14 protein-coding genes are annotated in these 12,109 nt (G+C 67.5%); 9 read left to right on the forward strand and 5 right to left on the reverse strand.

Features of this window, described 5'->3' with window-relative positions:
- Positions 1-6: 6 nt before the first annotated feature.
- Positions 7-1,041 carry an LLM class flavin-dependent oxidoreductase gene (locus tag ACYVII_RS08215; RefSeq protein WP_460533777.1) on the reverse strand — a complete coding sequence of 345 codons (1,035 nt, stop codon included), beginning with the start codon at positions 1,039-1,041 and terminating at the stop codon, positions 7-9.
- A gap of 119 nt (positions 1,042-1,160) precedes the next feature.
- Between ACYVII_RS08215 and ACYVII_RS08220 the strand changes: the two genes are divergently transcribed.
- A complete protein-coding gene (locus ACYVII_RS08220) occupies positions 1,161-2,303 on the forward strand; it encodes a YihY/virulence factor BrkB family protein (protein WP_460533779.1) in 1,143 nt (380 codons plus the stop codon).
- A gap of 77 nt (positions 2,304-2,380) precedes the next feature.
- Complete coding sequence (locus ACYVII_RS08225) at positions 2,381-2,686, forward strand: hypothetical protein (protein WP_460533781.1); 306 nt, start codon at positions 2,381-2,383, stop codon at positions 2,684-2,686.
- A gap of 17 nt (positions 2,687-2,703) precedes the next feature.
- On the opposite strand, the gene ACYVII_RS08230 is transcribed toward ACYVII_RS08225, so the two are convergent.
- Entirely contained in the window at positions 2,704-5,118 is a 2,415-nt protein-coding gene (locus ACYVII_RS08230) for a multifunctional non-homologous end joining DNA repair protein LigD (protein WP_460533783.1), read from the reverse strand.
- A gap of 76 nt (positions 5,119-5,194) precedes the next feature.
- Between ACYVII_RS08230 and ku the strand changes: the two genes are divergently transcribed.
- From ku to ACYVII_RS08245, 3 genes are all read left to right on the forward strand, one after another.
- Positions 5,195-6,049, forward strand: a complete 855-nt coding sequence (ku, locus tag ACYVII_RS08235; protein ID WP_460533785.1) for a Ku protein — start codon at positions 5,195-5,197, stop codon at positions 6,047-6,049.
- 93 nt (positions 6,050-6,142) lie between these two features.
- On the forward strand, positions 6,143-6,475 hold the full coding sequence (locus ACYVII_RS08240; protein WP_460533787.1) for a DUF7882 family protein: 333 nt from the start codon (positions 6,143-6,145) through the stop codon (positions 6,473-6,475).
- On the forward strand, positions 6,476-7,390 hold the full coding sequence (locus ACYVII_RS08245; RefSeq protein ID WP_460533789.1) for an NUDIX hydrolase: 915 nt from the start codon (positions 6,476-6,478) through the stop codon (positions 7,388-7,390).
- On the opposite strand, the gene ACYVII_RS08250 is transcribed toward ACYVII_RS08245, so the two are convergent.
- On the reverse strand, positions 7,387-7,842 hold the full coding sequence (locus ACYVII_RS08250; RefSeq protein ID WP_460533791.1) for a hypothetical protein: 456 nt from the start codon (positions 7,840-7,842) through the stop codon (positions 7,387-7,389). The genes ACYVII_RS08245 and ACYVII_RS08250 overlap by 4 nt on opposite strands.
- A gap of 25 nt (positions 7,843-7,867) precedes the next feature.
- A complete protein-coding gene (locus ACYVII_RS08255) occupies positions 7,868-8,686 on the reverse strand; it encodes a DUF1295 domain-containing protein (RefSeq protein WP_460533793.1) in 819 nt (272 codons plus the stop codon).
- Positions 8,687-8,757: 71 nt separating this feature from the next.
- On the opposite strand from ACYVII_RS08255, the gene ACYVII_RS08260 reads away from it, so the two are divergent.
- The 4 genes from ACYVII_RS08260 (at position 8,758) to ACYVII_RS08275 (ending at position 11,248) form a co-directional block, all read left to right on the forward strand.
- A complete protein-coding gene (locus ACYVII_RS08260) occupies positions 8,758-9,390 on the forward strand; it encodes a CDP-alcohol phosphatidyltransferase family protein (protein WP_460533795.1) in 633 nt (210 codons plus the stop codon).
- Positions 9,383-9,871 (forward strand): FHA domain-containing protein, encoded by a 489-nt coding sequence (locus ACYVII_RS08265; RefSeq protein ID WP_460533797.1) that lies wholly within the window; start codon positions 9,383-9,385, stop codon positions 9,869-9,871. Before ACYVII_RS08260 ends, ACYVII_RS08265 begins: the two co-directional genes overlap by 8 nt.
- A complete protein-coding gene (gene ftsR / locus ACYVII_RS08270; RefSeq protein ID WP_460533799.1) occupies positions 9,871-10,575 on the forward strand; it encodes a MerR family transcriptional regulator in 705 nt (234 codons plus the stop codon). Before ACYVII_RS08265 ends, ftsR begins: the two co-directional genes overlap by 1 nt.
- Before the next feature lie 124 nt (positions 10,576-10,699).
- Entirely contained in the window at positions 10,700-11,248 is a 549-nt protein-coding gene (locus ACYVII_RS08275; protein WP_460533801.1) for a MerR family transcriptional regulator, read from the forward strand.
- Here ACYVII_RS08275 and ACYVII_RS08280 read toward each other — a convergent pair.
- Entirely contained in the window at positions 11,245-12,051 is an 807-nt protein-coding gene (locus tag ACYVII_RS08280; protein ID WP_440295304.1) for a ParA family protein, read from the reverse strand. The two genes, ACYVII_RS08275 and ACYVII_RS08280, sit on opposite strands and share 4 nt — an antisense overlap.
- Positions 12,052-12,109 lie beyond the last annotated feature (58 nt).

The raw sequence follows: 12,109 nt of genomic DNA on the forward strand, positions 1-12,109 counted from the left end.
TGAGGTCTATGCGGCGGCGTCGAGCAGGTCGCGCACCATCGGGACCACCTTCGTGCCGTAGAGCTCTATGGAGTGCTCGAGCAACTCGTGCGGCATCGGACCGTTCGCGTATTTGAGGTCGAACCGGTCGACGCCGAGCGCTCGGATCGCTTCCGCGATCCGCTTCGCCACGGTCTCCGGCGAGCCCACGTACAGCGAGCCGTGCCGCACCTCGCTGATGTACTGCTCCTTGCTCTGCGGCGCCCAGCCACGCTCGGCGCCGATGCGGTCCATGGTCGCCTTCTGATACGGATAGAGCTGCTCCATCGCCAGCTCATCGGTGTCGGCCACGAAGCCGGGGGAGTGCATGGCCAGGGGCATGGGCTCGCGACCGAACTGCTCTTGAGCACGCTTGTACAGGTCGACGTACGGGGCGAAGCGTCCTGCGTTTCCGCCGATGATGGCCAGCGCCATCGGGATGCCGTACCGAACGGAGCGGATCACGCTCTCCGGGCTGCCCCCGACGCCCACCCATGCCTTCAGCCGTCCGGACTCGGTCGTCGGGTACACCTGCTGGTCGGTCAGGGGAGCGCGCACCATTCCGTTCCACGTGACGGGCCCCTCCTCCAGCAGCAGGCTGAACAGTTCGAGCTTCTCCTCGAAGAGCTTCTCGTACTGCGTCAGGTCGAAGCCGAACAACGGGAACGATTCGGTGAAGGAGCCGCGACCGAGCGTGACCTCGGCGCGACCGTTCGAGACGGCATCCAGCGTCGCGAACCGTTCGTACACCCGCACCGGATCGTCTGAGCTGAGCACCGTGACGGCGGTTCCCACGGTGATGTTCTTCGTGCGTGCGGCGATCGCCGAAAGCACGATGTCGGGTGCGCTGACCGCAAAGTCCGCCCTGTGGTGCTCGCCGATCCCGAACGCGTCGATGCCGAGCTCATCGGCGAGCACGGCCTGATCCACCACTTCCCGAATTGTGCGGGCACCGGATCCCTGCGTGCCGTCCGGCTGCAGCGGAACATCACCGAACGTATCCAAACCGAACTGAACGGCCACGGGCCCTCCTTGTGTCTATGCGTATGCATGTATGACGAACGCGACGGCCCGTTCCATCATTCCTTGCGTCCGCGCAAGGGGGTGGGCCAGGGACGGCGTTCCGTCGTACCGTGACGGTCATGGATGCGCTCGATCTGGCGAAGAAGCACACGAAGCAGGCGGCGAAACGCACGCGTAAGCTCGTCGAGTTCCAGCTCGAGCACGAGCGCAGGCCGCCGTCGCCCGCCGAGCAGAAGTTGCGGCAGCGCGAGGCGAAGGCCGCGGCATCCACCCGATACGGGCACATGCCGATCAAGTACGTGCTCGGGCGCACGCTGCGTGAGTACGGCAGGGACGGATGCTCCAACCTCGCCGCCTCTCTCACCTACTTCTCCGTCCTGTCGGCGCTGCCCGCGCTCCTGGCCCTCGTCTCGGTGCTGGGCCTGCTGGGGGCGGGGCGTTCCGGGTCGAAGACGATGCTTCAACTGGTCGACACCTTCGCGCCCGGCCAGGTGCGGCCGGCGCTGTCCGGGCTGCTCTCGCAGCTGACCTCGTCGACGGCCGCAGGCATCGGGCTCGCCATCGGCATCGTCGGCGCGATCTGGTCGGCGTCGGGCTACGTGGGGGCGTTCACGCGTGCGGTCAACAGCATCTACGGCGTGCGCGAGGGGCGCAGCGCCATCGTCTTGCGGTCCCAGCAGGTGCTGATCACCATCGTCGTGCTGGCGCTTGCGGTGCTCGTCGTTCTGTCGCTCGTGCTCAGCGGACCCTTCGCGCGCAGCATCGGGCAGGCGATCGGAGCGGGAGACGCGCTGTTCACCACCTGGGAGATCGTGAAGTGGCCGGTGATCGGTGTCGCCGTCATCGTTGCCGTCGCAGTGCTCTTCTTCGGAACGCCGAATCTCCGCAGGCTTCGCATCCGTTATGTCGCGTGCGGTGCGGCGGTCGCCGTCATCATCATGGTGCTCGGCTCGCTCGCCTTCGGCTTCTATGTGTCGAACTTCGCGAGCTACAACCGGGTCTACGGCGCTGTGGGCGGTCTGCTGGTCGCGCTTCTCTGGGTGTGGCTGGTGAACCTCGCGCTCGTCGTCGGCGCCGAACTCGGCTCCGAGCTCGAACGCGGACATGAGCTCTCGATCGGTGAGGCCGCCGAGAAGGAGGTGCGGTTGAGGGTGCGCGGCGACACCGCGTACGAGAAGGCGGACGAGAAGCTGCGTGCCGATGAACGCGTCGGGGCGGCGATCCGGCGAGCTGCGGCCACGGCTGCGCCCGCGCGGGGTTAGCCTGACAGCGTTCCTCCTGCACAGGATTCAGCGACCACAAGGCCGGGCGATCCGGCCGCACGACAGGGAGACACACGATGATCGCGTCCATCCTCGAGAACGACAACGTGCACTTCGAGCACCGGGGCGGCGGTTACGTCGTGCACCGGCTCGGTCCGGCTGACTGGGTCGTGCGCGGGGACGACGGCCGCACGATCGGTGCTCTCACCGTCATCGCACCGGAGGGCGAGGAGCACGAGCCGGTGTACGGCGGCCTTCTTCCCGGCCAGACGGAGACCGACTACGAGGGCTCCGACTGGGAGTCGATCGTGCGCGGCCTGGTCAACGAAGACCTCGATGCCGACACGGAGTTCACCGGACTGCCGAGCCCGGCCGCTCCCTGATCGGCGCAGAAACGCTCTCAGCTCTCGCGTACTACGTCCTTGGGGTCCTTGTCCGGCCGCCAGCCCCGCCACGACGGCTGTCGCAGCCTTCCGCCGCGCGTCCACTCGGCGAACTCCACCTCGCCCACCAGGGTGGGTTTCACCCAGCGCACACCGCGGGCATCCGTCTTCGGAATGTCGTCGAACGGGTTGGAACCCGCCTCGAGGTCCGCCAGTCGCCTGCCGATATCGTCGAGGTCGGCGTCGCCGAAACCGGTGCCCACCTTGCCCACATAGGCGAGCTTCTTGCCGTTCGGGATGCCCAGCAGCAGCGATCCGATCCCGTTGGCGCGGCGCCCTTCGCCGGGCTTCCAGCCGCCGACCACGACCTCCTGGGTACCGTGGTGCTTCACCTTGATCCACGCGGTGGAGCGCTTGCCGGACGAGTACGTCGACTCCCGGTCCTTCGCCACGATGCCCTCGAACCCCGCCTTCCGGCTTGCCGCCATGGCCGTCTCGATCGGCCCGTCGACGACGTCCGGAACCTGCAGCACGCCGCGTCGCCGGTCGGCGACGACGTGCTCGAGAGCGGCACGGCGCACCTCGTATTCCTCGTCCGTGATGTCGTGTCCCTCGAGTTCCAGGATGTCGAACGCGTAGTACCGAACGGGCACGCGCGAGGTCATGTGCGAGATCTCGGTCTCGTTCTGCAGGTTCATCCGCTGCTGCAGCAGCCCGAAGTCCGGATGCCCGTCGTTCAGCGCGACGATCTCGCCGTCGAGCACCGCGGGGGAGCGCAGGCTGTCGGCGATCGCCGTCAGCTCCGGATACTGTGCCGTCACGTCGTGCCCGTTTCGTGTCATCAGCCGAACCGTACCGTCTTGCACGTAGGCGAGCGCGCGGATGCCGTCCCACTTGTTCTCGAAGACCCACCGCTCGTCGTCGTGCTCGAGCTGGGATTCCGCGCCGAGCGTGGCCAGCATGGGGGAGTAGTCCTTGTGCCGCGTCTCGATGGCCATCCGATGGATCAGCCAGTTCTTCTCGTCGGCGGCACCCGAACCGCCCGAGCCGCCGCGCGTCGAGTGGCCGGTGTGGATGAGCGCCACCTTCACGGGTCGGCCGCCCAGGCCGCCTTCCGCGGAGGGATGCAGCGTGACGATGACCTCCTCGCCGTCGCGCCACTTCTCCAGGTCGTAGACCCCGGAGTCCCAGATGTCCACGTGGCCTGCGCCGTATTCCCCGCGCGGAATGTCTCCTTCGAACCCGCCGTAGTCGAGCGGGTGGTCCTCGGTGTGCACGGCGAGGTGGTTCTCCTTCGGGTCCGTCGGAACCCCCTTCGGTAGCGCCCAACTGACCAGCACCCCGTCGCGCTCGAGGCGGAAGTCGTAGTGCAGCCGCCTCGCCGCGTGCTTCTGGATGACGAACGAGCGGCCGTTGGTGGTCTTCGGCGTGCCCTTCGGCACAGGTTCCGGGGTCTTGGCGGCATCCCGTTTGCTGCGATAGACGGTGAGGCGGTCCGCCTCGCCGACGGTGCCCGGCGTGGTCTCCATGAGCGGGTCATCCTTCTTCGCCATGCGTTTCAGCACCTCTTCGTACCCCAGCTGGGTCAGCTTCGACGAGGCGAGTTCCCGCCACGTGCGGGGTACTGCGACCATGGGATGCGACCTGCCGCGCAGCGAGTACGGTGCGATCGTCGTCTTGTTGGCGTTGTTCTGACTCCAGTCGATGAACACCTTGCCCGCGCGATCTGCACGCTTCATCGTGCTGATCACCTCGTCCTTGTGATCGGCCTCCAGAGCCCGGGCGAGCTCGTGCGCGACCTGCGAGACCTGGTCGGAGGTCTGCGCCCCGTCGAGCCGTGCGTACAGGTGGATGCCCTTGCTGCCGCTGGTCACGGGCACGGGCTCCAGTCCCATGCCGGTGAGGATGTCTCTGGCCCAGAACGCCACCTCGGCACACTCGGCGAGGCCGACGCCCTCACCCGGGTCGAGGTCGAGCACGAGCCGGTCCGGATTGCGCCGGGCACCACGCGGTCCCGCCTTCCATTGCGGAACGTGGATCTCCAGGGCGCCGATCTGGCCGAGCCACGCGAGAACCGCCGCATCGTTCACCAGCGGATACACGTTTTCGTGGTCGCTGTGCTGGATCGTCACCCGCGGCACCCACGCCGGCGTTCCTTCTCCGAGGTTCTTCTGGAAGAAGGGGGGTTCCGGATGCTCCGCCGTGCCCACACCGTTCGGCCAGCGCTTGCGGGTCGCCGGTCGTCCGTGCGCGTGTTCGATCAGATGCGGCGCGATCTGCGCGTAGTACCCGACCACGTCGCCCTTCGTCGTGCCGGTCTCGGGGTAGAGCACCTTGTCGAGGTTGGTCAGCTTGAGCCGGTGCCCGTCGATCTCGACGATCTGCGAGCCGCTCGATCCTGCCGCCCTCGCAGTCGTCCTCTTGGTCGCCATGCCCCGACGTTACGCCGTGGCCGTCGCCGCGCTCCTCCCCTTGCCCTTCTGCCGGTGGGGCTGTGCAATAGACGGTATGCGAGCCATCGGAAAGCGGGTGATCGCCTTCGGCCTGGTGAATGTGCCGGTCAAGATCTACAGCGCGACGGAAGACCACGACGTGTCGTTGCACCAGGTGCACGACAAAGACGGAGGTCGCATCCGTTACAAGCGCACGTGTGAGATCGACGGCAAGGTCATTCCCTACGAGCACATCGCGAAGGCGTACGAAGCGGGCGATCAGACGGTCATCCTCACCGACGAGGACCTCTCCTCGCTGCCGGAGGAGCGCAGCAACGAGATCGAGGTCGTCGAGTTCGTTCCCGACGATCAGGTGGATCCGCTGATGTTCGAGCGCAGTTACTACCTCGAGCCCGACTCCAAGTCGGCCAAGGCATACGTGCTGCTGCGTGAGACGTTGGAAGCGACGAACCGCACCGCCATCGTGCAGTTCGCGCTTCGTCAGAAGACCCGTCTGGGCGCCCTCCGCGTGCGCGACGGCGTGCTCGTGCTTCAGGGGCTGCTCTGGGCCGACGAGGTGCGCAAGCCGGAGTTCCCGAGCCTTTCCGAGAACGTTCGCGTCACCGACAAGGAACTCGACATGTCGGCCAAGCTCGTGGCCAGCTACGAGAGCGACTTCACGCCGGAGAAGTTCGAGGACGACTACCAGATCCAGCTGAAGAAGCTCATCGACGCCAAGCTCGAACAGGGCGAGACCATCGACACCGAGGCCACGTTCGGCGAGGAGGCCGAGGGCGAGAAGGGTGAGGTGCTCGACCTCATGGAGGCCCTGCGGCGCAGCGTGGAGAAGAACCGCGGATCCAAGAAGGGCAAGTCGAGCGGTACGAAGGACCAGGACAGCAGCAGCCGAACCCGCAAGAAGGCGGGCTGAGGCGCGTCGTCGTGCGTCCCGTTCCGGCACTGGACTGCCGCCACGGAGGTCAAGGGGACGACGAGCAAGCATCCGTGCTGCGATGATGGGCAGATGGGATACCTCATCTACGGCTCTGGTGCCGAGTACGAGATCGACGATCGCACTCTGGCCCATCTCAAGATCGCGATCATCGTCAAGCTGCGGCTGCAGGAGAGCTTCCTGATCAACTGGACCGTTCCGGCCGAGGAAGGATCCGGACGCGTCAGCCTCTGGGTGTCCCCGGCGATCCCGCTTCAGTTCCGTTTCTCGGGGTCTCGCCCGCCGGAGCTCAACCGCGTATGGCTCGAGGCCATGGCGCTGTCGTCGCACGGTACCCGCGGCATGGTGGTCATGCCAGAGGCGGACGCCGAGGCGTTCGTCGCTTCCGCACCGAGCGCCGGGTAGTTGTCCACGTCGCCGAGCGGAAGCGACGGCCCTGCGCCGCTGCAGCGTCGTCCGCATGGTAGCGGTGACGCGTGGGTCGAGGGTCCGGACGGTCGCAGGTTCTGGGGCACCTTCGGTGCGGCAGGGCTGCTGGTGGCAAGGCACGACGACGGCGTGCTGCTCCAGCACAGGGCCGAGTGGAGCCACTTCGGCGGCACCTGGGGCCTGCCCGGGGGTGCGCGCCATCGCGGCGAGAGCGCCAGGGACGGCGCCGTCCGCGAGGCCACGGAGGAGGCCGGTGTTCCGGCTGAGAACGTCCGGCCGAGATTCCTGTCGTTGCTCGACCTCGGCTGGTGGTCTTACTCCACGGTGGTGGCGGGTGCCGACGCGCCATTCATTCCGGTGATCGGGGATGCCGAGAGCATCGAGGTGCGCTGGGTTCCGGTCGCCGAGGTCGCCACGCTGCCGCTCCATCCCGGGTTCGCCGAGCGTTGGCCATCGCTGCGCGAGGACCTGTTCCGCGATCCCGTCGTCATCGTCGACGCGGCGAACGTCGTGGGCTCGCGTCCGGACGGCTGGTGGCGCGACCGGCCCGCCGCCGCGTTCCGCCTCGTCGAGCACCTCGTCGCGCTCGGAGAGGCAGGCTGGCCGGCGGAGGTGCTCGGCCTTCCGCACGAGAGGTGGTGGCCGCGCGTGGTCGTCGTGCTGGAGGGCGAGGCGAAACGGATGCCCGACCCGGCACATCCGCAGGCGCTCGACATCGAGCGGGCCAGCGCAGACGGCGATTCCGCCATCGTGGCCCGGGTGCGGTCGCTTCCCGATCCCGCACAGTCGATCGTCGTCACCGCTGACCGCGGCCTCACCGACCGCATCACCGCGCTCGGTGCCTCCACATCATCGCCCGCGGCGCTCTGGCGAGCGATCGACGCCGTCTAGGACACTGCCGGCTCTGCCGCGAGCGTCGCCTTCCACCTCACGAGCGAGCGCACGACCGGGCTGGTGTCCTCGGCCAGCCGTGCCATGGCATCCTCAGGAACGAAGTAGTTCGCGGCGACCCAGCCGCGAACGAGCTCGGAGCGATCCCCGGCGAGCTCGCGCAGCACGTCGCACGGCGTGGCCTCGTTCCGCGCGACGCAGGCGCGCACGCCTTCCGCGGGGTCATGCGCCAACACCTGGAACAGGTCGGCGGGAGTGTTGTAGCTGCTGGCGACGCTCTCCCTGATCTTCGGGTTGGCATCCGCTGCCAGGAGGCGCAATCGTCTGATCTTGCTTTCGGTGACCGGCGGTGCCGGATGCAGTGCAGCGGCTTCCTCAGCCGTCAGCATCGCGGGCGCTGCACGACGCATCGCCTCGCGCTGGGCAGGGGTGTTGAACCGAATGCACGACATGCCTCCAGGCTAACGAGGACCTCCGTCACGCAGCGGCGACTCGGCGTCGCCGAGGAAACCACGGCACGATAGGCGACGTCTCGGCCTGGTACTCGACGTACTCCGGGTAGCGGCTGCGTGAGATGGACTCGGTGAAGATGGTGGAGCCGATGAAGAGAACCGTCAGCAATACGGCACCGAGCACGGTCCACTGCAGCACCGACCCCGCCGCGATCGTCCCGAAGAAGAAGATCACCCACCACTGGCCCAGCTCGAAGAAGAAGTTGGGGTGACGCGAGAAGCGGAAGAGTCCGGAACGCAGGAAGCGCGGATGCGGCTCGCGTCCCGCGGCGGTCTCCGCAGCCTTCCACCGATGGAAGTCCCACTGCTGCTGATCGGCGACGGTCTCGCCGATCAGGAACGTGAGGAACACGACGACGGCGACCACGTCCAGCACCGTGAACGGGCTCTGGTGCTGATACGCCGTCCACGCGGGAAGCGTGAACAAGAAGATCAGCACGTTCTGGTAGAGCACGATGAACAAGAGGTTGAAGAGGAACCACTTCCAGCCAGCGATCCGCGACCGCAGGAACGCCCATCGGTAGTCCTCGCCGCCCGGAGCGTATCCGCCCTTCCTCGCGAAGTTGAATGTGAGCCTGGCGCCCCAGAGCGTGACGAGGGCCGCCATCACATCCAGCCGTGCGTCCGCGAGGCCCGCCGCGATCGCGTACACCCACACGTACACCACCGGAACGATCGACCAGATGCGGTCCACCCAGGAGTACTCCTTCGTGAGGAAGGAAAGCACCCACGTCACCACGCAGACGGCCGCGAGAATCAACAGACAGACGATCACAGGGGGCATGTACCGAAGTCTATGGTCGCGATGGTGCGCGGGCGTCGTCGCATCCGGGTGGAGCCCATAGGATTCCAGGCGTGGAACAGGCATCCGGAGCGGTCTCGTCTCGGGTGCTCACCGTCCCCAATCTGCTGAGCTTCTTCCGGCTCGCGCTGGTGCCGATCTTCCTGTGGTTCGTCATCGTCGGATGGGATGCCTGGGCGCTCCTCGTGCTCATCGTCGCGAGCATCACCGACTTCTTCGACGGCTTCCTCGCCAGGCGCCTGCGTCAGGTCTCGCGGCTCGGTCAGCTGCTGGATCCCGCAGCCGACCGGCTCTACATCTTCGCCGCCCTCATCGGGCTGGCCTGGCGCGAGCTGCTGCCATGGTGGCTCGTCGCTGCGATCATCGCCCGCGACGTGATGCTCCTGGTGCTCGGCATCGTGCTGGCGAACCACGGCCACGGTCCGCTCCCGGTGCACCATCTCGGCAAGATCGCCACGTTCGCGCTCCTCGTCGCGCTGCCCGTGCTCATGCTCGGCGAGGCGTTCCCGGTCATCTCGTGGGCCTCTCAGCCGGTCGGCTGGGCCATCGCCATCTGGGGCGCGTTCCTGTACTGGTGGGCGGGCATCCTCTACATCCGGGAAACCCGTCGTGTGGTTCGCGGCACGGCTGTCGGCGGGGGCGCAGCATCCGATACGCTTTCTGGAGAGGAGGTCGACGGTGGCTGAGCAGAACGATCCGAACCGCGAGCGGAACCCGGACCGCCAAGCACATTCCTCGGGAGACGACACGACCGCCGGTTTCGGTGAGGACTTCGCCGCGGCGATGAACGCCCAGGCGGCAGGCGTGACGCCGGAGGAGCGTGAGGCGATCAGCGCCCTGCCCAGCCGGTCGGCGCTGCTGATCGTTCGACGCGGACCGAACACCGGAGCGCGCTTCCTTCTCGATGCCGACGTGACCACAGCGGGCAGGCATCCGGATGCCGACATCTTCCTCGACGACGTCACCGTGTCTCGCCGGCATGCCGAGTTCATCCGCCACGGCACGGCTTTCGAAGTGAAAGACCTCGGGTCGCTGAACGGCACATACTTCGACGGTGTGCGCGTTGAGAGCGCCATCCTCACCGACGGAGCGGAGGTGCAGGTCGGCAAGTTCCGGCTCACCTTCTACGCCGCCCGCCCCGACCTGGACGCGTCGGCGTCGGCCTGATGGTGCGCGAGTCGCAGGCGAGCGGTTCCGGCCTCGCCCGTCGGCCCGCATTGCTGAGCATCGGTCAGGTGCTGGCCCAGCTGACGCCGGAGTTCCCCGATCTCGCTCCGTCGAAGCTGCGATTCCTCGAGGAACAGGGACTCGTCACCCCGGCGCGCACGGCCTCCGGCTATCGCAAGTTCGACGCGCACGACGTGGAGCGCCTGCGCACCATCCTCACCCTGCAGCGCGACCACTACCTGCCGCTGAAGGTCATCCGCTCCTATCTGGCCGACCAGGATGCCGGCCGCACTCCGATCCTCCCCGGCACCGGTCCCGCACGCCCCACCATGCTCTCCACCGGCAGGCGATTCAGCCGCGACGAGCTGTTGAAAGAATCCGGTGCCTCGCAGGCACTCCTGCAGGAGGCGATCGCCGCGTCGCTGATCGTGCCCGCCGAGGTGTACGGCGACGACCAGCTGACGGTGCTCGCCGCACTCGTGGAACTGCACCGGGCGGGAATCGAGCCGCGTCATCTTCGCGGGTTGCGGGCGTCCGCCGAGCGAGACATCGGCCTCATCGAGACCGCGCTCGCCCCGGTGCTGCGGCGCAGCGACGCCAGCGCACGGTCCCGGGCGGGGGAGCTCGGGCGGGAGCTCGCCGACGATCTCGAGACGGTGCGATCGAGCATTGTGCGCGCGGCGATCGCGCGCCTGGCGCCATGACCACGACGGAGGTCACGACACGCCGCACCGTTCGGGCGGATGTCGTTGATCGCCTCACCGGGCACGGTTACCGTGGAAGGTACGTCGCGCGTGAGCGAGGCGCCTGGGGTGAGAGGGAACGCGCATGACCGAAGTTCGTCGGAATGACGACGCTCGCTACGACCTCGGGTTCCTGTTCACCGATGGCCTGCCGGAGATGGACGACGTCTCGGGCTACCGCGGAGCCGTCGCGGCACGAGCAGCGGGCATCAGCTACCGCCAACTGGACTACTGGGCGCGCACCGGACTCGTCGAGCCCACCGTGCGCGGCGCGGCGGGCAGCGGGTCGCAGCGCCTCTACGGGTTCCGCGACATCCTGGTGCTCAAGCTCGTGAAGCGATTGCTCGACACCGGAATCTCCCTCCAGCAGATCCGCACGGCAGTCGAGCAGCTGCGCAAGGAGGGCGTGAACGACCTGGCCCAGACCACGCTGATGAGCGATGGCGCCAGCGTCTACCTGTGCACCTCCGACGACGAGGTCATCGACCTCGTCGGGCGCGGGCAAGGAGTGTTCGGCATCGCGGTCGGCAAGGTGCTGCGCGAGGTCGAGACGAGTCTCGTCGAACTGGATGTGCAGGCATCCGACCCCATGGACGAACTCGCCGTCCGCCGGGCCGCGAAGAAGATCAGCTAGTTCTGTTCCGCGTACTCGCCGATGCGGGCGGTGCGCAGCACTCGCTCCAGCAGCTGATCGAAGTTGTGCGCCATCTCCTGCGCGCTTTCGCCCGGCCACACGTGCAGCGGCTTCGCCGCGCCCTGCGCCTGCTGCAGGGAGGTGCGTTCCGGCAGCTGGGGCGAAAGCACGAGCGGGCCGAACATGTCGCGCAGCTCTTTGATGCGGAACTGGTGCTCCAGCGATTGCACGCGGGCGCGGTTGACGATGATGCCGAGCGGCTGAAGGCGGGGGGAGAGGCCGCGCCTGATCTCCTCGATGGCGCGCAGAGCGCGGTCCGCGGCCGCTACGGAGAACAAGCCGGGCTCCGTCACGACCGATACCCGGTCGCTGGCCGCCCAGGCGGTGCGGGTGAGCGCGTTCAGCGAGGGCGCACAGTCGATGAGCACGAGATCGTAGTCGTGCTCGACGTTGGCGAGGGCCTCTTCGAGCTTCCAGATGTCACGGATCGACGGGTGCGGGCCGTCGAAGTTGATCGCCGAAGGGCTGCCGATCATGACGTCGACCTTGCCGGGGCGCCCGCGGGTCCACCCGCTCGGCGCGATGGCGGCGCGCACCACCTTCTCCTTCGGAGACGCGAGCACGTCGGCCACGTTGAGGTGCCCGGCGATCGTGATGTCCATGCCTGTCGAGACGTCCGACTGGGGGTCGAGATCGACCACCAGCGTGCGAAGTCCCTTGGCGAAGGCTGCGGAGGCGAGACCCAACGTCACCGTGGTCTTGCCGACACCGCCCTTGAGGGAGCTGACGCTGAGCACATGCACAAGAGGCAACGTTACCGTCAGTAGTCTTGGAGAACCTAACCGTTCGCTGAGCGGCGCG

The organism is Humibacter ginsengiterrae (assembly GCF_054780115.1).